Raw genomic sequence first — 23860 nt, 5'->3', positions numbered from 1 at the left:
CATCACTCCATTATCGCAACGACACCCTTCCACTTCTTCCCAAAGCACTCACTCGCAAGGGCGTGCTTTCCGGTGAGCTTTTCGAGGAGCTTTATTCCGCCGTCGCACTTCTTGAAGCCCGTCGCGATGCCGACGGTGAACCCCTCAATTTCCCTTATTCCAACCCGCTTCGTGTTGTCAAGCTTTTCCCTCAGCTCTTCGCCGTATTTCCAGAGTATCCTCCTTGGGTCGAGGAGCAAATCCTTCTCGATGCCATCAAGAACATCCTCGAAGTCCCAGACGAACTCTTGGCCTTTCTCTTTCTCCTTTCCAAAGAGGGTGAACCTTCCGGTCTGCCACTCGCGGAGGAGCCAGCGAGCCGTTTCCTCAAGGTCAACCTCACCGCCCTTCCTGATTATGCCCTTGCGCTTTCCTATCTCCCTAAGGATATCTTCTTCGCTGGAAAAGTTTTCAATGCCAAACTTCTCCGTTAGCGCCTCCTTTCTCGTCTCCAGGATTCTGCCGATGAGTTTCAGTGCCGGCTTAACTGGCTCCTCTATCTTGTCTGCAGGAAAACCTCCTTTGATGACTAGCTCGTCGAAGTCATCTATGGGAACAACTCCGGGACTGTCGAGGAGCCATATCTTTTTGCTCAGCCTTATGAGCTGCTTCCCCTTTGTGTAACCGGGAATAGGGGCTGTTCCTACAGCCTTCTTGCCCTTCAGCGTGTTGATTATCGTGCTCTTGCCGACGTTGGGATAGCCTATGAGGGCCACCTTGACTTTATCCTGCTCGTCCAGCAGGCCCTTTGCGAGCTTTTTGATTTCCCTCCTTAAAATTCCAGTTCCCTTCCTCTCGCGGGCGGAGATAAAAACGACCGGAATTTCGCTCTTTCTCTTATACTCCTCGGCCCACTCCTTGGGCACGAGGTCGGCCTTGTTCATGACTATAAGGAGCGGCTTTCCCTCCTCCTTAACGAGTCTCTCTAGATTTCTGTTCCTCGTTCCTATAGGGTCTCGCGCGTCAACTACCTCGACGATGATATCGGCCTCGTCAATTACCTCTCTCACAACCCGCCAAGCTTTTCTCTGCTTCATCTCGCACCACCGTTATCTCAAAGATTACTGTCCCTCCATCTGTGTAGGGCGGTCCAGGATCAAGGCACTGCACATAGGCTTTTTCTCCCCTACCAAGCCCAAGTTCTTTTGGCTTAATACCCTTTCGCAGTGCAACTATGTACGGCAGTAGCGAGGCAAGAGCATGGGTGCACAGTGCGTCTGTCTCCTCTAGGTTGATGGTTGGGCCGTCAATCACGATTTTGTCCCCGGAACGAAAAACGGGACATTTTCCCCGAATTTCCACTACTCGAATCTCTAACCGCTCCATACCACCACCGAAATCTAAATAAAGCTTGAGGTTCAAAAAACTATTTGATATGAGAAGCTGATTATGATAACAGTTGATGGTGGTGCTCAACGTGTCCGAAGATATCGAGGCGAAGATTCGCCGTTTGAGGGAACTAGGTAAGGCCAGTGCGGAACCTGATGTTCCTAAAATGGCCAAACCCCCAGTCAAAAAACCCCTAAAAAACCCCGTTCAGTGGGGAGCATTAGGGAAAGGGAGAGACGGAAGAGAATTCTTACTGGTGCTGCGATTCTCATCGTTATCATTCTTGTAATCTCTGTTGGAGCATATGTCTATCTCCAAAATCGTGCAGCAGAGCAGCTATCGCAGGCTAAGGCCAAAAAGCTGGCCGAGGTAAACCAGTACTTCCAAGGAGAGATAATGAACAGTACCATTGGTCAGCATACTAAGCAAGAGCTCATAAACGAGATCAACTCTGCTCAGTCCGTTGATGAAGTCAACGCAATAGACGTTAAGGCTGCCTATGCAAAGGCTTGGCAGGAGTATCAGGCATACATTGCAGAGCAGAAGCGTCTCGAATACGAGAGGCAGCTTAACCAGACCAAACAGGAAAAGATAAAGAGCATAGAGATGGAGTTCCAGCCGCTTCTCTCGATGCCTCTGCCCGACGACCTCAAAAGGAATGTTATTGACTCCATGAAGAGTCTTGAAGATCAGGTTGCGAGCGCAACCACGATAGAGGAAGTCAACTCTATCACAACATCGCCGTACCTTCTCGAGCTCTGGAGGGACTATTACTACTACCTCATCGACACTATACCAACTCAGAACGTTATACTGCAGAAGGGTGACCTCAAGAGAATCGTCACAAAGACTGAGGCTAAGTCCATTCTCGGGGGAATAATGGATTACAGGGAGCTCATCCAGTACAGGATTTACAAGGTTGAGTTTGTTGATATTGCCCTCGTCCTCTCGAGGGACAAGATAAACGGCGCCTTCCTTGCTCCGGGAGATAAGATAATGATATTCGCCAAGAACGCCACCAACGCCCAGTTCAAGGAGATAGTGAACGAGGGTTACGTCCAGCTCGTCCTCCTACCGACTGAGGTCGGAACCATATCGGTCAACGAGGCCCAGAGCCAGACCAGCTCTTCAAGCAGCTCCTCTTCAACCCAGTACACCGAGGATCACACGACCACATACACGCCAGGAGACACTTCAATAACCAACGGCCAGGCCATCAGCGATATCTACACGAACACCCAGACGGCCACCCAGAGCGCCTCGGCGAGCTACACCTACACCGTCGATCTCACTGAGATACTCAAGGCAATAGCGGCTGGAAAGATACAGGCCAGCGAGGATGTTAAAGAGCAGCTCCGGGCATACGGATGGGAGATAGTCGACCTGGAGAAGGAGTCGGGCATGCTCGTGCTCGATCCGAACACCCAGTTCCTCGTCATCGTTAGAGTTCCGTCGATCTTCGTACCAGACATACTCTCCAACCAGCAGTACCTTTACATAGCGAAGGTTGCGAGCTGAGGTGATTAACCATGAAGCGCCTTGCAGCATCTCTCTTTATTCTTTTGTTAGCTTCGTCTCTAGTTAGTGCAGCGACCTACACTCTTCCCGGGGACACCTACAACAACATCGGTATAATGGGACAGGTAATGATAGACCTAAATGTCACCATAGTCAACACAGCCCCCTTCCCGAAGTTTATAGTGGTCAATCCGCGCTATGACTTCACAGTTTACAGGCTCGACAATAGTGAGGCGATGAAGGCATTTTTCCTTGGGGATAGTGTAATTCATAACCTCTCAAACATCCAGAGGACGACCCTCAACTATTACACTGGCTTTTGGATAATGCCCTATGAAACGGTTGTTGTGAACTTCAGGATAACCTCCCACTACTCCTACATCGTCCCAACCGTGAATTATCAAACTGTCTGTGGTGATCAGGCTAAGATAACTTCTGTTGAGTACAATGGAAGTCAGGTTAGTGGCGTTATAGGGGATCTTGATGATATCTCAGTAATAAGCTGTGGTGTTATATACCCACAGCTCATAAACACTCCCAAGGTCGTATATCTGAAAAGTATGTTTCCAATAGTTGATGGTCACATTAAAATCCTTAAGTACGACGGAACGGTCACCTTCCGCCTCACTAACGTTCCCAACGAAGGCGGACTTTTCAACACGTTCTTCGCAGCATCGATACCTGTCATCTTCGATGGTGCCAAGACCTACGACTTCGTACCTAACTATACCATGACCTACAAAGAGTACATGGAGGACTTCGTCTGGAGATACAAAGGTCTCACCTCACCGCAGAAGACTCCTCAGCCGCAACCGGCTCCATCCCTCCCGGGAATGTTCCAGCTCTCGAACACGCTGATAAGTGGTATCTCAGTAGGAACACCTGAAATCACTCCCCCGCAGCAGGCGGGATTCGACTTCCCGGTCTGGATAATCTTCATGGGGAGAAGTGTGGATATAACCTATCACGTTAGCTGGACGAAAGAGGGGCGGTGAGAGTTGGTGTTGGATGAGAAGAAAAAGAAGAAGGAAGGCCTCTCATGGATAGATGAGATACTTAACGGAGAGGATGATCTCCTTGAGAGCATGCTCAGGGATGAAAAGAAAAAAGAAAAAGAGGAGTCGCTTCCTTTTGTGGATGAGAAAGGTGGCATTGATCTAGAGGAAATTCTTAGCAAGCCTTCTTCCGAGGATACCCTGAAGAGCAGACCAACTGGCGCTGATATCCTTGAGGAAATACTCACCAAGGATACCCCGGAGAAAAAACCCACACCTGTTGAAAAGCCAAAACCCAAGCCTCCTTCAACACTTCAGGACATACTTGGCTCATCCGCCAGTAAAGAGGAGACAACCTATGCTGGAAGGGCTGAGGTCCTCGATGCCTATGGCAACGTCCGTATTCTCAAGGTTAAGGGAGAGCCAGTTCCGATATATGAGATTCGTCTTCCCAAACTCACTCGCGATGAGGAGGAGCTCTTTAGGAGGATCAAGGAGAGGGCAATAACAGAGCTTCAGATAGATCCTACGGCATTTCCAGACCCCGAAGAGCGCCGGCGGGTGTTCATGAACGCCATTAGAAAGATGATAAAGGAGGATGCACCACACTTCTCGGAGGGTAGGATAGAGATACTCACGGAGATGATCGTCCAGTCAATGATAGGCTACGGTAAACTCGACCCGCTCGTCCGCGACGACAACCTTGAGGAGATTATGGTAATCGGAACCAAAAGACCCGTTTATGTCTGGCATCGGCGCTTTAATATGTGTAAGACTAACATAATTTTCCCCGAAGACAGGGAGATACTCAACATAATCGAGCGCATAGCTAGAGAGGTCGGCAGGAGGATAGACCAGCAAAGTCCTCTTCTCGATGCCCGTTTGCCTGATGGAAGCCGTGTGAACGCCACCATACCTCCGATAAGTCTTGATGGACCCACCGTAACCATCCGTAAGTTTAAGAAAGATCCGCTCACGATTATAGACCTCATCAAGTACGGAACTATGAGCACTGACATAGCATCTCTGCTGTGGATATTCGTTGATGGTCTTGGAGTCAAGCCGGCCAACGTACTCGTCGCCGGTGGAACTGGCTCGGGTAAGACCACTACCCTGAACGCCATTGGAATGTTCATCCCCCCGAGCGAGCGTGTCATCACTATTGAGGATACCGCGGAACTCCAGCTTCCAGTTGAACACTGGGTGCGTCTTGAAACGAGGCCCCCTAACCTTGAAGGTAAGGGAGAAATAACCATGGATGATCTCGTTAAGAACACCCTGCGTATGCGTCCTGATAGAATCATCGTTGGTGAGGTTCGTGGCCCAGAGGCAAGAACAATGTTCACTGCAATGAACACGGGTCACGATGGCTGTATGGGCACAATCCATGCTAACTCTGCTAGGGAAACTATAGTCCGTCTCGAGAGTCCACCGATGAACGTCCCTAAGATAATGATTCCGGCCCTCGACATTATCATAATGCAGGTCAGGTTCCACAGCAGGAAGAAGGGAACCATCAGAAGGATAACAGAGATAGCAGAGATTTCGGGTGTAGAAGGGGAAAATATTCAACTGAACAAGTTGTACAAGTATGATCCTGCCAAGGATGAGCTCGTTCCTACAGGTGTTCCGAGCAAGACCCTCAACGCACTCGCTCACCACACTGGAATGAGCATGGCAGAGCTGGAGTTGGAAAAAGAAAAGAGAAAAATAATCCTTGACTGGATGGTTGAACAGGGCATCAGGAGCATTGAGAAGGTTGGATACTACATAAGGCAGTTCTATGTCGATGAAGAGGCGTTATTCAAGAAGATTGAGGCTGAGAGCGGCGTTGAAACCAGCAGGCAGATTAGGAATCTGATCTAAGGGTGGTAATCGTGGACATCGTTAAAGCGTTCGCAGACTTTTTGGAGCGACTAGGTGGAAAGACCATTGAAGTAACTGAAAAGCCTATTAGAAGAATCCCAAAAGGTAAGAGCGTTCAGGAAAGGTTGAGGGCCCTTAAGGAGCTTCAAAAAGAGATTGAAAAGGAAAGGACAGAGGTAGTAGACAAGGAAAAAGAAATAGAAGAAATTCTCGAATGGAGAAAACAGGAGATCCAAAAACCATTCTCGGAGAGGCTCGCAGAAACAATGCTCCGCTATTTTAGAGGTCCAATAGAGTCGCTCACAAGCTTCTTTAAAGGCCTCGATCAGGATCTATACAGGGCCAGCATTTTGATGCCCAAGGATAAGTACGTTGCCCTTATGCTTGGTGTTGCAATATTCTCGGGTATTTTTGGGTTCCTCTTCTCATACCTCATTTACATGCCAATAGATACATCCATTCTAATTGGCATTCTTGGTTTCATTGGTGGCTTCATATACATGAGGCAGTACCCTAAAATGGTGTGGAAACGCAGGGTCGTCGAGGTTGAGAGAGCGATGCCGTATGCGCTTAGACACATGGCATCACTCCTTAGTGCGGGAGTTGGTATATCCGAGGCAATACTATCAGTTGCACGTGCTGATTACGGTGTCATCTCTGAGGAGTTTGAGCTTATACTCAGAGACATGAGGACAGGTTCCTCCTTTGAAGAGGCTTTAACGAAGTTCGACGAGAAGATGGGTTCAGAAAACGTGAGCAGGGTTGTTAAACAGATCCTTAGAGCTGTGAAGTTTGGTGGAAACCTATCGGAAGTCCTCTACAAGATGGCAGAAGATTTCGCCTTTGAGTACAGGATGAAGCTGATAGAGTATGTTCAGAGGGTCAACGGTATAGCCTTCATTTACATGTTCATAACCATAGTCATGCCAACGATGTTCGTCGTCGGAATCCTAGCGGGGTCAGTAATGGCACAGGCGCTCATAATGCCGCCGGAGACCCTTGCAGTGATTTTGCTGTTTGCATTTCCGGCGCTGTCGTTCATCATAGTCAATATGATTAAGAAGGGAGAGCCGAGGTGAAAAAGATGCCCCGAAGACTGTCATCACTTTCAACACGACTTATTGAACGGCTTATTCCAAAGATGTGGTTGAAGCGCTATGAAGTACTTATATACTCCGCTGGAATAAACTTCCTGGCTGTCGAGTATCTAGTTGTGTCTTTCCTTGTAGGGATAATTGGAGCCCTCGTGGTTGATTTGTTCCTTACTAAACTCTATGCACTCGCTGCGTTCTTGGCGCTGTTTCTTGGGATGGCCTTTGGTTATCCCTACTGGAAAATAACCAAGCGTATTGAGGAAATGGAGAAGATGCTTCCGGATGCATTTTTCTATCTGGCAAGCTCCCTCAGGGCGGGTATATCCTTCTCTGAGGCACTTGAGGAGCTCACTACGGCCAAGTTTGGTGCATTAACAGAGGAGTTCAAGAAAACTGTTGCCGAGATAAAGAAGGGCCGTTCAACTGTCGAAGCCCTCAGAGCGTTTGCCATAAGGAACAGGAAGTCCACTGTTATCTACAGATCCATGATGATTATCATTGAGGCCATTGAAAGGGGTGCCCCTATGAGTGATATCCTTGTCTTCGTTGGAAACGACGTCAGAGAAATACTCAGAATCAAAAAGGAGCGTAAGGCCTCAACAGGGATGCAGGTGATGTTTTTCATAGTCACGAGTGGATTCATAGGCCCCCTAATCCTTGGCATAGTCTCTCAGGTCATGGGAGCTATGAGCACTGGAGAAATTACATTCCCAATAGACACTATAAAAACGATACTTCTTGGCTTTGTCATCCTACAGGCGATAGTCTCTGGCCTTGGAATTGGCGTTATAAGAGAAGGAAAGTTCTCAGCAGGCCTTAAATACAGCCTGCTGCTTGTGGTAATGGGCGTTGTAATATTCCAAGGAGCATCAAACTTCCAGATCGGAGGCCTCTGATTCTTTAACCTTTTGTATGTCCACTATCTCGACCTCAAAGACAAGGGTCTTGCCCGCGAGCGGGTGGTTGAAGTCGAGGGTAACGTTATCCGATCCAACCTTTGCTATCTTAGCTATTCCTGAATCGGTCATTACGTACATGCCCTCGATGGGCTCTATGCCAGCGCTTGAGAAGTCGGCTATGGGCACCTCAATGATTAGTTCCGGGTTTGGCATGCCGTAGCCTTTTTCGGGTGGTATGGTGATGGTCTTCTTCTCACCAATCCCCATTCCGATAAGTGCCTCGTCGAGACCGGGTATTATCTCACCAACACCAACGTTAACTCCGAGGGGCCCGTATTCCCTCTCCTCCACGTATATCTCGTTCTCCTTTGCGATATCCTCGTAACTCGTGTCAAAAATTTCTCCATCCTCAAATCTTCCGATGTAGTTGAACACCACAAAATCTCCAACTTCTACTTTCATTTCCTTCAACTCCAAAAGTGCTTCAGTAGGAGTGGACGCACGCCCTTATAACGATTTCTATTAACGAAGCGAGGTAATATATATAAAGAATAACAAGTTAATTCCAAGTTGGGGTATACGAAATGGGATGTCTTTCAGATAGACTCCGGGAGGAGTATAAGGACCTCCAGATCAAGGAGGTTTACGCCACAAAGCTTGGAGACACAGATGTTGAGATTCTTGAAGTCTCGAAAGATGAGCAGAAGTTTATAGCCATGTTTCAGAGCCGGCCGCTTAAGAAGGGCATTTTTCAGTGGTCCCTCATAATAACAAGCGCAAACAATACGAGAACCATCAAAGGTCTGGATCCAATGGACGGCATAAAACTTGCCCTTAAGTCGAGCATAGACGCCATGATAGCTGGGATGGAAGAGTGAACCTCCACCAACGTCTAAAAATTTAGATAAAGGGAGGAACTACTCTTCAGGCAGAATGTAGTAGACGTAGTGCGGTCTATTGGTTATTTCGTCAATGAAGACAACCGTTCCTGTCTTGGGAGGCTTGAGATAGTGGACTTCGCCCTTCTTTGTCGTTACCGCTGCGAAGGCGTCGCCGGTTCTGACGCGATTGCCCACGTTGGCTATGAGGGTCTTAGTGTAGCCCTCGACCGGGAGAAGGAGAAGCTCGTCGCCCTTCCTTAGGTATATTCTTGTCCTCCCGTCTGGGAGCACAAGGACGGCATCCACTTCCATCCTGCCCTCGAGCCTGTTCACGTAAAGGTAGAACCTGTCGTAGACTTCTTTGGCGAGGAGCTTGGCCTTCTCGACGTCGATGAACTCTGGAACGCTCTCGCCCTTCCTCAACCATACCTCAACGTTGTTCATTATGATGAGACAGTCCCTCGAAGCCTTGTTGTTTTCGATACACACCTCCTTGGGGGCTTCAACGTAAAGCTTTGGCATCCTTTCCATACATATCACCTGACCTTTACCTGGGGGTAAAAGTTTTTAAACCTGCCCTCCATACTACGCCCGATAAAAATGTCCACCAGGGTAAAATTCCTAGCCCTCTTTGGACTGCTATTTTCATTGATGACCTTCATGCTCAACTACAGCTCGGCCACTTCGGAGATTTCTCGAGGTAGTGAAGCTCAGTGGTCGGGTGTTTTGGGGGTTGTTCTTGCGTTTTTGGTGTTGATATTCGCGATTGAAGTCGTCCTGAGCTGGAAGGATCCATTCGCCGTTTTCAAGAGGAGTCCTGGAAAGTCCTTTATCTACTACATAGTCTGGGCACTGGCCGGGATGGGGACCTTGATTATCGGCAGATACATCAGGGAGATATCCAGGATCAGGATTCCAGTGAACAACACGACCACTGTCAATGGCTCGGCCGCCTCACCTGTCCCCATCTATTACAACAACACTACCACACTCACCCCTGCTAGGGAGTCCCTCCCCTCTCAGTACGTCCTCTACCTAGTGCTCATTGCAGGGATCGCTGTTTTTGTCTACACAACTGTGCTCATTTATAGAGATGCCCTCAAGAAGAGGAAGAGAAAAGAGATGAAGCTCAGGGCGGAGCTGTTCGATAAAAAGCTCGACGAAATTGGCCTTGAGATGTTCAGCGACCCGAGGGAGGCTGTTGTTGGTATATACAAGAACGCCGTTCTCTGGCTTGAGGTTCTGGGTATTCCCTACAGGGAGAGCTGGACTCACTGGGAGCACGCCGGGCGTGTTAAATACATGCACGACGCCTTCGTCGAGCTCACGAGGCTCTTCGAAAAGGCCAAGTACGCTCCGGAGAAGGTAACCTGGGACGATGCAAAACGAGCGCTTGATGTTTACAGGAAGATGAGGGGTGGGCTGAGTGAGGCTCAATAAATACCTCGTTCCGCTGGCTGCTATCCCAGTACTGATTGCAGTAACTGCCGGTTCGTATATGGTTAGGTGGCTCTCCGTGCTCTTCCTTAGTGTACTGCTCGCTTTCTTCCTCTTTGGCGTTGAGCTTCAGGTTGCAAGACCGGAGTTCAAGAGGGTTAAGAAGGTTGAGAGGAAAACGGACGTTGAGAGAACCGTTGCCCTGATAGAGAAGGCCAAGAGCGGGAAGGTGGCGCGGGCCCTCATAGAAGAGAAGATAATCGAGATATACGCCACCCTTTCAGAGGACTACAATCAGACATACCTCCACCTTAACTCTGACCCCAACGAGGCTCTCAGGGTTCTCCGCTCTGAGGGCGACTTTCTTGATAATCTTGAGAAGGCCCTAACGATTGTGGAGGCTGATCTAAATGAAGGTAGAAGAGGTAAGCCTGAAGGGTAATCTGGTCTTGGAAGAAGTCAAGAAGGCCATAGTAGGAAAAGACGAGGTGCTCAAGTTAATCCTGACAACGATACTCGCTGATGGCCACGTACTGCTCGAGGATCTTCCGGGTCTCGCAAAGACCCTGATGGCGAAGAGCTTCGCCAAGGCTTTGGGTCTTGATTTCAAGCGCGTTCAGTTCACTCCAGATCTACTTCCAAGTGACATTCTTGGCGTGAGCGTCTTCAACCAGAAAACGCTCGAGTTCGAGTTCAAGAAGGGGCCAGTATTCACCAACATCCTTCTCGCTGACGAGATAAACCGTGCCCCACCGAAGACCCAGAGTGCGCTCCTTGAGGCAATGCAGGAGAGACAGGTCACAGTGGAGGGTAAGACCTACGAGCTGTCCAAGCCCTTCATCGTCATAGCAACGCAGAACCCGATAGAGCAGGAGGGAACCTACCCGCTCCCAGAGGCCCAGCTCGACAGGTTCTTGGTCAGGCTCCGCGTTGGCTACCCTAGCAGGGGGGAGGAAATAGAGATACTCCGCAGGAGGATGGCTAGAAAGAAGGAGGAGGTAGATATAAATTCCATCCTTACTCCCGAGGAAGTCGTGGAGATGCAGAGGGTAGTCGAAGATGTCTACGTCAGCGACGCCATCCTTGAGTACATAACGAACATCGTCATCGCCACTAGGGAGGACAGAAAGGAGATAGAGGTTGGCGCCTCTCCGAGGGGAAGCCTTGCCCTCCTCAAGCTCTCCCGTGCCTATGCCGCACTCGAGGGTAGGGATTACGTGATTCCAGATGATGTTAAAACTATAGCTGTTCCTGCCCTGAGCCACAGGCTTATCCTCAAGCGCGAGCTCTGGTACACCAAGGTCAGCCAGGAGAGCATCATGGAGAAACTCCTTGAGCGCGTTCCCGTTCCCAAGTTCGAGTGAGGTGGAAGAGTGGTCGAGGCTGAGGAGATAATACTCCAGACCCCAATAGACGTCAAGGGCAGGGAAAAGCCTGCAGGACTAGCTGGGAGAATGATGCCCACAGAGAAGGCTGAGGAGATACTCATAGCTCTGTGGCTCATCGTTCTTTTGGCCTTTCTCTTGCTCCGCTGGGAGATGGTTTACCTTACTCTTCCAATCCTCTGGCTGCTCTTCATAGCCGTTTTCTTCTTCAAGCCCAGCCTGAACGTTGAGATAGAGCGTATTATTCCCCACGACCGTTTTCTGGAGGGTACCGAAGTCGAAATCCAGCTCAGGATAAAGTCCCGCGAGAGGATTCCGAGCCTTAAGCTTGTGGAGAACATACCAGAAGGGCTTGAGCTTGTAGAGGGTAGCAAGGAGTATGTGATTTCCCTAAAGAAGGGTGAGGAGAGAATCCTGAGATATAGAGTTAGGGTAAAGAGGGGTATCCACGAGTTCAACTGGGTCGGTCTCAGCTACCGTGATCCCTTCGGCTTTTTCAAGGTTGATAAGAAGATTGAACTCTACACTGAAATCGTTGGCGTCCCCATCATAGAGGACGTCCCCACCCCATACTCCACGAGGGGAACGAAGATAACTGTCGGTCCACTGCCATCGCCAAGAGTCGGCGAAGGCGTTGAGTTCCACGCTATAAGGGAGTACCAGCCCGGTGACCCGCTCAAGATAATCAACTGGAAGGCCACTGCAAGGACTGGAAGGATAATGGCCAACGAGTACGAGAGCGAAAGGAAAGTCGACGTCATCTTCATCGTTGACTCCTCCTACACGGGCGAGCTGGTCTTCGACTATCTCGTCCGTGCTGCTGCCTCGCTTATGCTCAATGCCCTCAACAACGGCACGAGCTTCGGTTTGCTCTTAGCTGAAGAAGTCCCCCTCTGGGTCCGGATAGACTACGGAAAGAGGCACTTCTTCAAGTGTGTTGATTTTCTCAGCACTGCAAAGCCGGACAAGAACAACCTGATTGCCTACCAGGTTGAGCACCTCATAAAGTCCCGCTTTCCGGCGAGGGCTCAGCTGCTATACTTCTCGCCCCTCCTGGCAGAAGAGAGCAGGGAGGCGCTTAAAATCATGGCAAGGTACGGCTACAACGTCGTTGTCATAAGTCCCAACCCATACACGGCCCTTGAGCCAAAGAGTAGGGAAGAGGAGCTCGCATTGAAGCTTCTCAGCCTTCAGAGAAAGGCCATGCTCAGAAAGATGGCAGCCTATGGAATAGTAATTGACTGGGACGTCAGGAAGCCTCTCAAGTCCGCGATAGCAGAGGTGATAAGCCTATGAAGATAAAGAGGCGGCTCTTTTCAATGATTCCATTGGTTTTTCTCTTTGCGCTGCTGGTGAGGATTGACGGTAGGATCCTCTTCCTGATCCCCCTCGGCCTCATGGGAATCCAGTGGTACTTCATTGGCTCTCTCTTCCTCGTGACCATTGGAGCATTCCTGATATACACGCGCACCGGCGGTCTCTACGGCCTCGCGATAATTGCCCTAACCCTTCTGGCCATCGAGATGGGCTACCTCGACAGGGAGAGGGCTCCAAAGGAGCACTACTTCGTCGTCTTAGCTGCGGTGGTGCTGGCTTTTCCAACTTATCTCCTCATGGAGAGCATCTCCCCTGCCCTTCCGAGGCTCGAGGTTACTGCCTTGGCCGCTTTCCTGCTCATAGCACTGTACGTCTTCGCGAAGGCCGTTGCTGAGAGCTAAACCTCTATGCTCCAGCTCCCCATCTTTTTGAGGATCTCGCGGGCTCTCTCAAGACCCGTTCTAACGCACTCCTCGAGCGGTGCTCCCTTCGAGTATCCCGCCAGGAAGCCACCCGCGAATGCATCTCCAGCCCCGGTCGGGTCCACTATCTCCTCGGGACTTATTGGGAGTGCCGGGAACTCTTTGAAGGTTCCATCGTAGATTAAAACTCCCCTCTCGCTCCTTGTGATGACCACCAGCTTCGCGCCCCAGTCGTGGAGAATCTTTGCGGCTTCCTCCGCGGTCTCGGCTTTCGTTATCGTTAACGCCTCCCTCTCGTTGGGGAAGATAACCTCAACGCGCGAGACTATCTCCTTCATAAGTTTGGTTTTCCTCTTGTAGTCCTCCATGTAGGTCGGGTTGAAGTCAATGCTTATCCTTTTCCCTTCGAGCCTTTTGATGGCTTTCAGTTGTTCCTCTGGGGGAATGGGGGCTATGTGGAAGAGTTTGGCTTTGAGATATTCTTCGGGAATGGGCGTCTCCCCCATGGCCTGGGCAACTCCCATGTCAACGGGTGCATCCACGCTTCCGTCCTCATGGTATATCATGTAGATATGTATCGTCCTTCCCGGGAGAACCTGAACGCCTCTAACGTCAAGGATCAATGAGAGCTTCTCCAGCCACTCCTTCGGGAAATCCTCCCCCACCTTGGTAACGAGGCCCACCTTAGCCCCTGCTAGAGCCGCAGAAGTCGCCACTGCCGCTGCAGCTCCTCCCGGAAGGAGTATCTCCTCCTTGCCCGGAAACCTGAGATGATCTATTGAGACATGACCGAGCACGACGAGGTCCATCCTCATCACCATTTTCTCTTTTTATTTTGGCCATCATTATGAACCGGTCTTTAAGCGATTTCCGGTTGAGTAATCGATTTCTACCCATTCGTTTAGATGCTCATCGAAAAGATTAAAAGAGCCTAATTCCAATGCTGAATCAAAGACAGTGGGGTGGTTGCCATGGAGGAAATCTTCCAGAACGAAACCATCAAGCAGATTCTCGCCAGGTACAGGCGCATCTGGGCCATTAGCCACGCCCGGAGCGTCCTTGGCTGGGACATGGAGGTTAACATGCCTAGAGAGGGCATACTCGAGCGCTCTGTTGCCCAGGGCGAGCTGAGCGTTCTCAGCCAGGAGTTCCTCCTCAAGCCTGAGTTCGTCGAGCTCGTCGAGAAGGCGAAGGGAATCGAAGACCTCAACGAGTACGAGCGCGGCGTCGTTCGCGTTCTCGACCGCTCAATCAGGATAAGCAAGTCCTTCCCACCCGAGTTCCTCAGGGAGATGAGCGAGGTAACGAGCCAGGCAACGAAAGCATGGGAAGAGGCTAAAAGAACCAACGACTACTCCAAGTTCGAGCCCTGGCTCGACAGAATCATAGACCTCGCCAAGAGGGCCGCTGACTATCTCGGCTACGAGGACGAGCCCTACGATGCTCTGCTCGACCTCTTTGAGGAGGGAACAACCACCAGAGACGTCGAAAGGATGTTCAAAAAGCTGGAGAAGGAGCTTAAGCCGCTTCTCGAAAAGATAATGGATGAGGGAAAGGTTCCGCAGAGCCACCCGCTCGAAAAGGAGAAGTACGAGAGGGAGCAGATGGAGCGCGTTAACCTCTGGATTTTGGAGAAGTTCGGCTTTCCGCTCGGCGTCCGCTCAAGGCTTGACGTCTCGGCCCATCCGTTCACCACGGAGTTTGGCATAAGGGACGTCAGGATAACGACCAGATACGAGGGCTACGACTTTAGGAGGACCATACTGAGCACCGTCCACGAGTTCGGTCATGCCCTCTACGAGCTCCAGCAGGATGAGCGCTTCATGTTCAGCCCAATCGCTGGAGGTGTCTCCCTTGGAATCCATGAGAGCCAGAGCAGGTTCTGGGAGAACGTAATCGGAAGGAGCAGGGAGTTCGCCGAGCTGATTCACCCCGTGCTCAAGGAAAACCTGCCGTTCATGGCCAACTACACGCCCGAGGATGTTTACCTCTACTTCAACATGGTCAGGCCGGACTTCATCAGGACAGAGTCCGACGTTGTAACCTACAACTTCCACATACTCCTTCGCTTCAAGGTTGAGAGGATGATGCTCAACGAGGGCGTCAAGGCGAAAGACCTCCCCGAGCTCTGGAACGAGGAGATGGAGAGGCTCCTCGGCATAAGGCCCAAGACCTACACCGAGGGAATACTCCAGGACATCCACTGGGCTCACGGGACTGTCGGCTACTTCCCGACCTACAGCATAGGAACGCTCCTTTCAGCGCAGATATACTACCACATGAAGAGGGACATTCCGGACTTCGAGGAGAAGGTTGCCAGAGCCGAGTTCGAGCCCATCAAGGCCTGGCTGAGGGAGAAGATACACCGCTGGGGCAGCATCTACCCACCGAAGGAGCTCTTAAAGAAAGCCATCGGCGAGGAGCTGAACCCGGAGTACTTCGTCCGCTGGGTGAAGGAGAGGTACCTCTGAGGTTTCTCCTTTCTTTTTCTGTTTGTGTTTGAGTTCTAAAGAAATTTTGGATTGACGTACTTCTCATGGGTTATGGATTCTCTTCTCCGATCCATCCCATTGGCTCGACTTCTATCGCCGCAACACCGTATTTCTTCTCCTTATCCTCGCTGTAGAACTTTCTGTAAACCTTCACACCTTCCTCGATGCTCTCTACCCCTGGTAAGACGTTCTCAAGACCCTCCTTCTCCAGCATCTCTCTGAAGGAGGAGTAAACTCTGATGTCCTTCACGACCACCATGAGCTTGTTCTCGAAGATTATCGTATCGCCCGGCTTTATCCCCTGCCTCTTCTCGTCGTAGAGCCTTCCCTCGACCTTCTTTCTGCCCTCGGCTATCGCCTTGAGGTACTCCTCCTGAAGACCCATTCTCCACGTTACCATACTCCCACCTCACACGAGGTACCTGACGATGCTCGGGCTTATCCTCAGGAGCTTCGCGAGGAGCTTTGGCCGTCTAAGTATGGCTTTGGTGGTCTTAACATGGTCATCGAAGTCAGCATGACTCTCTATTACCTCCCTTGCCTCCTCACTTCCGAGAACCTCAAAAATCTTTTCGATGTCGTCCTGACTCAGGCCCCTGAAGACTTTCCTGAAGCGAAGCCCGAAGGATATCTGTCTCTTTATGTTCTTGCACAGCTTTTCATATTCCTCGGGCCTGCCTTCGAGAAGGGCGCTTCTAAGGGCATGGGCGCAGATCATCCCAAAGACTATTCCTCCAGCAGTTGTGGGTTTTATCTGGAGTGCCGCGTCACCGATTAAAGCGATGTTGCCCCGGACCCATGGCTTTCTTGCTCCAAAGCCAACCGATCCCGCCTTGAACTCAACAACTGAGGTCGGCTTGAGCATCCGGATCTTGAGGAACTTGTAGAGTGCTTCAAGGCTTCCGAAGGTTCCGACTCTGGCCAGACTCTCGTTTACCGGCGCCACCCAGAAGAAGAACTCCTCGTTGATGTCCTTGTTCACCCATACCTCTACGAAGTCAGGCTTGAACTCACCAACGACCTCGACCTCGTAGCCGCTCAGGAACTCCGCCTTTGTCTGAGCTCTAATGGCTTTTGCCACGGTGCTGCTCACGCCGTCGGCGCCAACGTAGAAGCCAGCTTCGATCTCAAACCTCTCGCCGAACCTCTGAAGAACTGCCCTTCCGTTCTTGAAGCCTAAGAAAGTTGTGCTCATGTAATAGTCGGCTCCCCTCCTAACGGCTCTCTCGGCGAGGCTCTTCTCAAGGATTTTCCTGTCGACAAGGTAAGCCTGCGGTGATTTTCTCTCTATCTCGAAGCTCTGTATTCTGGAGTAGAAGACTGCCCCCCTAAGCTTGTTGATGATAGCCTCCTCCGGGAGACCGAGCCTCTCGAAGTTCTCTGCCCCTATTATCCCGGTGCAGGCCTTTCCCCCGAAGGAGCCCTTCTTCTCCACCATCGCTACTTTGAAGTCCCTAGCGAGCAGGTTAGCGAGATAATTGCCAACGGGTCCGCCACCGATTATAAGAACGTCGTACCTCATTCTCACCCCTCAAGCTGAGTGTGTTTTTAAACCTAAAAACCTAACCTTTTCGGTGGTCATCATGAAGGTGCTGATTACTGGTTTCGAGCCCTTTGGTGGGGAGGAAATAAATCCCTCGTGGGAGGCAGTCAGGAGGCTGCCGGACAAAATAGCTGGTGCCGAGCTGGTAAAGCGCCAACTCCCGGTCACCTTCAGAGGGGCCAGGGAAATTCTGCCGAGGCTCATAGTGGAGACGAAACCCGACGTGGTCATTTTGACTGGCCAGGCCGGCGGAAGGCCGAACATCACAGTAGAGCGAGTTGCAATAAACGTCATGGATTCGACGATGCCCGACAATGAGGGATACACACCGGAGGACGAGCCGATTTTCGAGGGGGCACCGGATGCATACTTCGCCACACTTCCGATAAAGGCCATCGTGAAGGCTTTGAGGGAGGCGAAGATACCCGCAGCCGTTTCAAACACCGCCGGAACCTACGTCTGCAACACGGCTATGTACACTGCCCTCCATACGATAGCCGTCGCAGGAATGGAAACCAAAGCCGGCTTCATCCACGTGCCTTTCATCCATGAGCAGGCCCTCGACAAGCCGAGGCCTTCAATGGCCTTAGAAACGGTAGTGAAGGCCTATGAGGTTATCATTAAAACCTCGCTGAAAGCCTGATAACCTTTTTAAGGCCCTTCTCCAACTTTTTACAAAACCCCTTAAGGGTGGTGCCTATTCTAATCCTCGGAATTGACATAATAAGTGAGCACCCAAAGAGGTTTGCCGTCGTGAGTTGGTTCAACGGCAGACTAGAGAGAAAGGGTGAGTTCACTCTATACCGCTTAATCCGCTTCATCCAGAGCAAGAGACCGGATATAGTTGCCATGGACAGCGTTACCGAGCTGGGTGACGACCTGAGAAAGTTCCTCCGGGCGCTACCCAGCGGGACGAAGCTCGTCCAGGTGACCGGGAGGCCCGGAGAACAGCGCTCCCTCTCAAGCCTCGCGAGGGAGCAGGGAATAAGAATAACCGACAAGTTCGATCCCTACGAAGAAGCCAAAGTCTGCGCTCTTCTGGCTTCGAAAGGAATAGGTTATGAGGTTTTAGCTTTCGAGGACGAGGTCATAATCAAGGTGACGCGAGGGAGGAGCCACGGTAAGGGTGGCTGGAGCCAGGATCGCTATAGAAAGCGTGTCCACAACCTGGTTAGAGACAAGGTTAGGGAGATAGAGGACAGGCTGAGGAGGGCCGATGTCCCCTTTGATCTAGAAGTTGAAGAGAAGGACTACGGCCTGGCAAAGGGTGAGTTCAAGGTCTATGCCAGCAGGGAAGAGCTGGCTGGCTTAATAAGACCCATGCGCGGCGGCGACGTCGAGGTTAGAATTTACCCTGTCGAGAGGGCCGAGCTGGGTTTTGCTCCTCTGAAGAGCGAGAGGGCCATAGAGGAGCGCAGGAGCATAATAGTCGGCATAGATCCGGGAATAACCGTTGGAATAGCGGCTATTGATTTAAGCGGAAACATAGTGGCGCTCCACAGCGAGAGGAACATGCCCGTCGGCGAGGTCTTCCGCTTCATAAGCGACGTCGGTCATCCGGTGATAGTGGCAACCGACGTTAATCCAGCCCCGGGTTTCGTCGAGAAGATAGCTCGATCCTTCAAGGCCCAGCTCTTCGTCCCGAGGGAGAGCCTCCGCGTGGAGGAGAAAAACGAGCTTTTGAGAAACCTTGGTGTAAGCGTTGAGGACGATCACCAGCGCGACGCCCTGGCTGCGGCATACAAGGCATATCTCCGCCTCAAACCCAAGCTGGAGCACGTTGAGGCCAAGCTCCGGGAGGCAGGGCTGACCAAAAAGGCGGATGAGGTCAAGGCCCTTGTGATTCAGGGCTACAACCTCGGCGAGGCTATGCAGCGCGTAACCCTCCGTGAGAGGCCGAAGAGGGAAGAGGAGAAGCCTGAGGAAAAGCCGAGCGTTGATCTCGAACCCTACCTGAAGAGAATTCGCGAGCTTGAAAAGAGGATTGAGTTCCTCGAGAGGGAAAACGCTGAGCTGAGGGAAATCATAAAGGAGCAGAGGAAGACGATAGGGCGGCTCGAGCGCAGGCTTGTTGACTATGACGAGGAGGTCAGAAGGAAGGTTCTCCGCGAGAGGGAGCTTGAGGCTAAGGTCAAGCGCATAGAGAGGCTTGAGAGGGAACTTAGAGAGGCCAAGGCGATAATTGAAAGGCTGAGCAGGGATTTGGCTCAAGTTAAGCGGATGAACGTCGTTGAGATACGGGGAAGTGCAGTTCCGCTCAAGGTCATGGAGGTTCTCAGCTGGCGCGAGCTCGAGAGGCTTGAGAGGGAGATAGGCATAAGGAGGGGTGACGTCCTCTTCGTGGTTAATCCCGCTGGAGCTGGAAAAGCCATAGCGGAGTCTCTGATCGAAAAGAAAATCCGTGCGCTGATAACCGAGAAGCCCCTGCCTCAACCCGTCGCTGAGATTCTCAGAGAAGCTCACGTACCATTTTTCACCTCTGAAGAGCTGGACGTCAAGAGGGTTGACGAGTTTGCCGTCGTGGAGAGGGAAACACTGGAGAAGGCCATCGAAGGACTCTTGGCGAAGTGGGGGGAGGAAGACCGCGAGAGGGAAACTGAAAAGTTCCTCCGCCTTATCGAGGAATACCGCATTGAGAGGGCCAAAGAGCTGATGAGAAAAGCTGAGGACGAGTCTAAATCCTACTGAGGATCTTCTTCAACGTCGCTAGGTACTCTGTTATTTCCTTTGCTCCTTTCTCCGTTATTTTAACTGCAGTTCTAGGTCTATCGGCGATTACCTTGTAGATATCAACGTAGCCGGCTTTTTCAAGGGCCTTTAAATGTGAGTCAAGGTTTCCGGGCGTTATCTCGAGGACTTCGAGCAGATCTCGGAACAAGGCCTTTTCTCTGGGCAGAAGAAAGAGCATGATGCCTAGCCTGATCGGATTTCCAAGGACGTGGTTCTTCGTCAGCTCCCGCAGGGGCTCCATTTTATCACCCTACTCGATGGCCTTGAAGGCGTTGTGGATGTAGATGAGTATTGTGACCGCGAAGCCTAAAGCCACGACGAAGCCGGCCAGAATCATGGCTCCGTTCTCCATGTTCCAGACGATGGGAATGTGTATTCCCGGAATGAGGAATGCGGGAATCATCTCCTTCTCGCCTTTCATGACGAGGGCGAACATCCCTGCAATCGATATGGTTATGAAACTCAAGAAACCGACGGCAAGCCTCGCTTCTGCGTTAACTGCTATTGACGTCTGGGGAATTGCTATCCAGCCTACAATTATCCCGAGAATCCACGAGAAGGCAATGGGCATTCCCTCCCTTTTTGAGGACTCCACCTCTCTGCCGGTTGCCTTTGCTATCTCGACGAACCTCTTCCACACCCTTCCTGTGAATGTTATCGCCACGATAAAAGCAATCGGCCAGTAGACAAGGTTGAACTGCCATGGTATATCAAGGAGTGCCAGGATGTCGTAGTAGAGGAGCATTATTGCCAACCATACCGCGAAGTTCAGGGCACCGTACATCTTTCCGGCGGCGATCAGCTTTCGCTCTACCTTCTCAAGCACACTCTTAAGCTCCCGAACCTCTTCCATATCCATCACCTCGATTAGAACTAGGTGGTGAAACTATTTATAACCGGTCGAAACTCTGAAATTCAGAAAAACAACTAAAAGTTCTCCACACAAATTTGGATGGTATTTAGTCCTGTTCTATCCTGAAGGTCAGCCCCTTCTCCCTAGCCTTTCTCTCTACCTGTAACCTGAACTGGCAGGCCTTGCATATCTCGCCCGTTGTCGGCTGGCCGCATATCTTGCAGCGGTTAAGCTCGCTCGTCCGTTTGGTATAGGTTTTTGCTATGAGAGGGAAGAGTTTGTCGTAGCTCCTGAGAATCTGGTACTTTGTTCCTGGATGCTTCTCTTCCATCTCGTTGATCCAGTCCCTTATCTCGGCGCGGAAGGCTTCGACAGCGTAGGGGCACTCGCTCAAATCGACTTCAATCTCGTTCAGCACTGCGTAGAGTATTATCTCCTTCTCGGGAATCTCGCGGAGGGGCTTTATTCTTGGAACAAGCTCAGGATGGATCTCTTCGTAGTAAGGCCCGGTTCTGCCCAAGCGGGCAATGTCTCCCCTCAGTATGTTCATTATGAACATCTGAACCTCATCGTCGAGGTTGTGGCCGACGGCTAACTTATCAGCCTCCACATCTTTGGCCGCGTAGTTGAGAAGCCACCTCCTCCAAACTCCGCAGTAGGAGCAGGCCCCGACTCTTTCACCCTTCTCAAAGCTTCCCATTATCTCAACTGTTTCGTCGAGGGTGAATCCTATGTATTCCTTGAACGAATAGATACGATGCTCTATACCAAGCTTCTCCGCGTTTCTCCTGGCTATCTCCACGCTCGGTGGACGGTAGCCGGCTATTCCTTCGTCTATCGTCACTGCCACCAGCTCGAAGGGGAACTTTTTTTGGAGCTTAGCAAGGAGATGGAGAAGAACAACGCTGTCCTTTCCGCCGCTCACGCCAACGGCTATCCTCTCACCCTTCTCTACGAGTCTGTACTTCTTAACGGTCTCCTTGAACTTCTTCTCTACCATCTCGTTGAAGTGCTTCTTGCAGTAGTACCTTCCCGTGTAGCGTGCATGGTAGACGGCTGGTCTCCCGCATTTAGAGCATCTCATGTTATCCCCAAGTGGATAATCTCGTGAGCTTAAAAAAATTCACATTGGGAGTTACTCTATCAAAATATTTAATATCGTTTAAATCAAAAAAGTATTGGTGGGGGCGGTGTTGAGCACTGGTATAGAGAAGCTTGATAGACTCATAGGTGGTGGGCTTTTAGAAGACTCCGTTTTGTTGATTGTTTATGATACATATTCTGTCGGATGGACCCTTGGTGCTAAGATTCTAAAAAATAGGATGGACATGGGTGATTTTGGGGTAATAATAAATACTGTCCTCCCTCTTTCTGCTCTCAATATGCAGCTAAACTTTGCTGGTATCGATATATATCATGAGGGAGAACGTGGAAATTTGGGTGTTATTGACATCTTTGCGTCATATGACCAGTTAAAATACCCTCATCGTTACGTGCGTACTTTACCAAATTTGGATGTATCTACCTTCGTTCCAAAGTATGTTGCGACTTACAGGCAGTTGCTCAAGGAAGATGTAAAGGACAGGAGGCCGGTGGGTTTAGTGGTAACATCCGACGGATTTGGATTTCTAATGGGGGAACGTACTTCAATCCGCATAAATCAGAAAATTTTTGCATTAAAAGAAACCGCGAGAATAACTGAAAACAGGAAGAGACCAATAAATATCTGGTTGCTAAACAAAGATCGTGTGTCAAAACGATACATGTCTTGGCTGGCATTGTACAGTCAGTATATTGTCGAGTTTCGTTCTGGTGACCTGAAATACGAAGAGATGATCATAAGAAAATCTCCACTACCTGACTTTGAGCCGGGAGCTTATAAATTCCGGATAAAAGGAGGTAAAATAAGGATATCTTAGCCCATAATACCCCTTAAGGCCGGCCACAGGTTCAGCGCTAGGAGGAACAATCCGACTCCTATCGTGAAGTACCTTACGGGCTTGGCCACATTTTCCGGCAGATACGTCTTGACTACATCATCGAGCATCCTGCCGCCGTCCAATGGAACGAGTGGGAAAAGGTTCATGAGGCCGATTCCAAGGTTGAGCACGTATATCCAGTAGAACGTGAAGAACAGCGGAAAGATTATGTCCTCGTGTCCTACCTTTGAGACGTAGTGTGGTGCTGGATAAATACCAATATAACCTCTTTCCGGGTTATCCGGATGCGCCCCGAGCTTCAGCTGGAGGTTTATTTCATTCCCGTCCCTCAATACGGTGATTGTCAGCACTTGGCCTGGCTTAGTCGTGTTCATGAAATTAATGAACTGCTCCATGTCCTTGATCTGCTGACCGTCCATTGCGATTATTACATCCCCCTGCTGGAGAACGCCGTAAGCGGGACCGTCTTCAAGGACTCCAGAGACGAGTATTCCTGCCGGCTGGAGAACTGGGGTTATTGCGAAGTTGATTATGAGAACCGCTATCAGAGCCGTCACTATGTTGGCGAGCGAGCCTGCGCCGTAAACCCTCAGCCTCGTTCTCAGTGGGGCTTCCTCAAGGGCCTCCTCGTCGGGCTCCACGAAGGCACCGGGGATTACGGCGAGAAGAACCAAGCCGACTGACTTTAGGGGCAGATTTTCAGCCCTTGCGACTACTCCATGACTCAGCTCGTGGACGACCATGACAACTACAAGGGCTATCAGGCCGTATGAGAGGGGAATCGTAATGCCTGGTATCACAAGCTGGACTCCAGCCTGCTCGCCTCCGGTCTGTATCGTATTCATCGCGGTCTTTAGGAGGGCGTAGAAGACATAGGCCATGCCAAGGAAGCCGAGGGCTATTCCTATATCTCCATAAACCCTCCAGAAGCGCTTCCATCTATGGGCGAGATTGTCTATGAAGCCTAACAGTTTCTTTGTTCGCCACATGGCTATGAAAAGGTCAACAGCCAAGCCCTCTTCATTCTCTTCATCGTATTTTCTCCCGAAGAGGGCGTAGAGCACGGCCCAAAATGCTAGGATGCCAATGATTATCATGATGAGCGTGCTGTTCATTTGAG

The 23860-nt window shown here is 50.7% G+C and carries 26 protein-coding genes; 15 read left to right on the top strand and 11 right to left on the bottom strand.

The genetic code is table 11. From position 1 onward, the window contains the following. Window positions 1-2: 2 nt before the first annotated feature. Window positions 3-1076, bottom strand: a complete 1074-nt coding sequence (locus tag E3E32_RS07600) for a GTPase (RefSeq protein WP_167731230.1) — start codon at window positions 1074-1076, stop codon at window positions 3-5. Beyond that, window positions 1033-1365: a TIGR04076 family protein gene (locus tag E3E32_RS07595; protein ID WP_167731229.1), complete on the bottom strand. Its 333-nt coding sequence runs from the start codon at window positions 1363-1365 to the stop codon at window positions 1033-1035. The genes E3E32_RS07600 and E3E32_RS07595 overlap by 44 nt, the downstream gene beginning before the upstream one ends. A gap of 213 nt (window positions 1366-1578) precedes the next feature. Between E3E32_RS07595 and E3E32_RS07590 the strand changes: the two genes are divergently transcribed. From E3E32_RS07590 to E3E32_RS07570, 5 genes are read left to right on the top strand one after another with little or no spacing between them, the layout of a single operon-like run. Then, the gene (locus tag E3E32_RS07590; protein WP_167731228.1) at window positions 1579-2886 is read left to right on the top strand and encodes a DUF515 domain-containing protein; all 1308 of its coding nucleotides are present in this window, start codon (window positions 1579-1581) and stop codon (window positions 2884-2886) included. An 11-nt stretch (window positions 2887-2897) separates the two neighbouring features. Further along, window positions 2898-3881, top strand: coding sequence for a hypothetical protein (locus E3E32_RS07585; protein ID WP_167731227.1), 984 nt, complete (start codon window positions 2898-2900; stop codon window positions 3879-3881). Window positions 3882-3887: 6 nt separating this feature from the next. Then, complete coding sequence (locus E3E32_RS07580) at window positions 3888-5747, top strand: CpaF family protein (protein ID WP_167731226.1); 1860 nt, start codon at window positions 3888-3890, stop codon at window positions 5745-5747. An 11-nt stretch (window positions 5748-5758) separates the two neighbouring features. Then, on the top strand, window positions 5759-6826 hold the full coding sequence (locus E3E32_RS07575) for a type II secretion system F family protein (protein WP_167731225.1): 1068 nt from the start codon (window positions 5759-5761) through the stop codon (window positions 6824-6826). Between the two features lie 5 nt (window positions 6827-6831). Continuing rightward, window positions 6832-7737 (top strand): type II secretion system F family protein, encoded by a 906-nt coding sequence (locus E3E32_RS07570; protein ID WP_167731224.1) that lies wholly within the window; start codon window positions 6832-6834, stop codon window positions 7735-7737. Here the strand turns inward: E3E32_RS07570 and E3E32_RS07565 are convergent. Continuing rightward, a complete protein-coding gene (locus E3E32_RS07565; RefSeq protein ID WP_167731223.1) occupies window positions 7711-8202 on the bottom strand; it encodes a peptidylprolyl isomerase in 492 nt (163 codons plus the stop codon). The two genes, E3E32_RS07570 and E3E32_RS07565, sit on opposite strands and share 27 nt — an antisense overlap. Before the next feature lie 122 nt (window positions 8203-8324). Here E3E32_RS07565 and E3E32_RS07560 point away from each other — a divergent pair, with 122 nt between their 5' ends. After that, window positions 8325-8618: a hypothetical protein gene (locus tag E3E32_RS07560; protein ID WP_167731222.1), complete on the top strand. Its 294-nt coding sequence runs from the start codon at window positions 8325-8327 to the stop codon at window positions 8616-8618. 39 nt (window positions 8619-8657) lie between these two features. Here the strand turns inward: E3E32_RS07560 and E3E32_RS07555 are convergent, their stop codons facing one another. Continuing rightward, on the bottom strand, window positions 8658-9152 hold the full coding sequence (locus E3E32_RS07555) for a DUF2118 domain-containing protein (protein WP_167731221.1): 495 nt from the start codon (window positions 9150-9152) through the stop codon (window positions 8658-8660). A 69-nt stretch (window positions 9153-9221) separates the two neighbouring features. Here E3E32_RS07555 and E3E32_RS07550 point away from each other — a divergent pair, with 69 nt between their 5' ends. The 5 genes from E3E32_RS07550 to E3E32_RS07530 all read left to right on the top strand — a co-directional run bounded on the left by E3E32_RS07550 (window position 9222) and on the right by E3E32_RS07530 (window position 13161). Next, complete coding sequence (locus E3E32_RS07550; RefSeq protein WP_167731220.1) at window positions 9222-10061, top strand: DUF4129 domain-containing protein; 840 nt, start codon at window positions 9222-9224, stop codon at window positions 10059-10061. After that, complete coding sequence (locus tag E3E32_RS07545) at window positions 10048-10500, top strand: hypothetical protein (RefSeq protein ID WP_167731219.1); 453 nt, start codon at window positions 10048-10050, stop codon at window positions 10498-10500. The genes E3E32_RS07550 and E3E32_RS07545 overlap by 14 nt, the downstream gene beginning before the upstream one ends. Beyond that, window positions 10469-11422, top strand: coding sequence for a MoxR family ATPase (locus E3E32_RS07540; protein ID WP_167731218.1), 954 nt, complete (start codon window positions 10469-10471; stop codon window positions 11420-11422). The genes E3E32_RS07545 and E3E32_RS07540 overlap by 32 nt, the downstream gene beginning before the upstream one ends. A gap of 90 nt (window positions 11423-11512) precedes the next feature. Beyond that, window positions 11513-12739 carry a DUF58 domain-containing protein gene (locus E3E32_RS07535; RefSeq protein ID WP_167731588.1) on the top strand — a complete coding sequence of 409 codons (1227 nt, stop codon included), beginning with the start codon at window positions 11513-11515 and terminating at the stop codon, window positions 12737-12739. After that, window positions 12736-13161, top strand: a complete 426-nt coding sequence (locus E3E32_RS07530; protein ID WP_167731217.1) for a hypothetical protein — start codon at window positions 12736-12738, stop codon at window positions 13159-13161. The genes E3E32_RS07535 and E3E32_RS07530 overlap by 4 nt, the downstream gene beginning before the upstream one ends. On the opposite strand, the gene E3E32_RS07525 is transcribed toward E3E32_RS07530, so the two are convergent. Continuing rightward, a complete protein-coding gene (locus tag E3E32_RS07525; RefSeq protein WP_167731216.1) occupies window positions 13158-13997 on the bottom strand; it encodes a carbohydrate kinase family protein in 840 nt (279 codons plus the stop codon). The two genes, E3E32_RS07530 and E3E32_RS07525, sit on opposite strands and share 4 nt — an antisense overlap. 156 nt (window positions 13998-14153) lie before the next feature. On the opposite strand from E3E32_RS07525, the gene E3E32_RS07520 reads away from it, so the two are divergent. Further along, a complete protein-coding gene (locus tag E3E32_RS07520) occupies window positions 14154-15653 on the top strand; it encodes a carboxypeptidase M32 (RefSeq protein ID WP_167731215.1) in 1500 nt (499 codons plus the stop codon). Window positions 15654-15723: 70 nt separating this feature from the next. Here the strand turns inward: E3E32_RS07520 and E3E32_RS07515 are convergent, their stop codons facing one another. Together E3E32_RS07515 and E3E32_RS07510 are read right to left on the bottom strand one after the other, a co-directional pair. Beyond that, window positions 15724-16074, bottom strand: coding sequence for an ASCH domain-containing protein (locus E3E32_RS07515; protein WP_167731214.1), 351 nt, complete (start codon window positions 16072-16074; stop codon window positions 15724-15726). 9 nt (window positions 16075-16083) lie between these two features. Then, window positions 16084-17196, bottom strand: coding sequence for an NAD(P)/FAD-dependent oxidoreductase (locus E3E32_RS07510; RefSeq protein ID WP_167731213.1), 1113 nt, complete (start codon window positions 17194-17196; stop codon window positions 16084-16086). A 61-nt stretch (window positions 17197-17257) separates the two neighbouring features. Here E3E32_RS07510 and pcp point away from each other — a divergent pair, with 61 nt between their 5' ends. Both pcp and E3E32_RS07500 read left to right on the top strand, forming a co-directional pair. Further along, a complete protein-coding gene (gene pcp / locus E3E32_RS07505) occupies window positions 17258-17860 on the top strand; it encodes a pyroglutamyl-peptidase I (RefSeq protein ID WP_167731212.1) in 603 nt (200 codons plus the stop codon). Between the two features lie 50 nt (window positions 17861-17910). Next, window positions 17911-19905, top strand: a complete 1995-nt coding sequence (locus E3E32_RS07500; RefSeq protein ID WP_167731211.1) for a DUF460 domain-containing protein — start codon at window positions 17911-17913, stop codon at window positions 19903-19905. Here the strand turns inward: E3E32_RS07500 and E3E32_RS07495 are convergent. The 3 genes from E3E32_RS07495 to E3E32_RS07485 all read right to left on the bottom strand — a co-directional run bounded on the left by E3E32_RS07495 (window position 19892) and on the right by E3E32_RS07485 (window position 21884). Next, on the bottom strand, window positions 19892-20188 hold the full coding sequence (locus tag E3E32_RS07495; protein ID WP_167731210.1) for a transcriptional regulator: 297 nt from the start codon (window positions 20186-20188) through the stop codon (window positions 19892-19894). The genes E3E32_RS07500 and E3E32_RS07495 overlap by 14 nt on opposite strands. 9 nt (window positions 20189-20197) lie before the next feature. Then, window positions 20198-20806 (bottom strand): hypothetical protein, encoded by a 609-nt coding sequence (locus E3E32_RS07490; RefSeq protein WP_370456369.1) that lies wholly within the window; start codon window positions 20804-20806, stop codon window positions 20198-20200. A gap of 100 nt (window positions 20807-20906) precedes the next feature. After that, the gene (locus tag E3E32_RS07485) at window positions 20907-21884 is read right to left on the bottom strand and encodes a TIGR00269 family protein (RefSeq protein WP_167731209.1); all 978 of its coding nucleotides are present in this window, start codon (window positions 21882-21884) and stop codon (window positions 20907-20909) included. Window positions 21885-21981: 97 nt separating this feature from the next. Here E3E32_RS07485 and E3E32_RS07480 point away from each other — a divergent pair, with 97 nt between their 5' ends. Then, the gene (locus E3E32_RS07480; protein WP_370456368.1) at window positions 21982-22719 is read left to right on the top strand and encodes a hypothetical protein; all 738 of its coding nucleotides are present in this window, start codon (window positions 21982-21984) and stop codon (window positions 22717-22719) included. Here E3E32_RS07480 and E3E32_RS07475 read toward each other — a convergent pair. Next, window positions 22716-23855, bottom strand: coding sequence for a site-2 protease family protein (locus E3E32_RS07475; RefSeq protein WP_167731208.1), 1140 nt, complete (start codon window positions 23853-23855; stop codon window positions 22716-22718). The two genes, E3E32_RS07480 and E3E32_RS07475, sit on opposite strands and share 4 nt — an antisense overlap. Window positions 23856-23860 lie beyond the last annotated feature (5 nt).

Source organism: Thermococcus sp. GR6, assembly GCF_012027415.1.
GTDB classification, from domain to species: Archaea; Methanobacteriota_B; Thermococci; order Thermococcales; family Thermococcaceae; genus Thermococcus; species Thermococcus onnurineus.
Note: the sequence above shows the minus strand (reverse complement) of the source record. Positions and strands in the feature narration are given on the sequence as shown.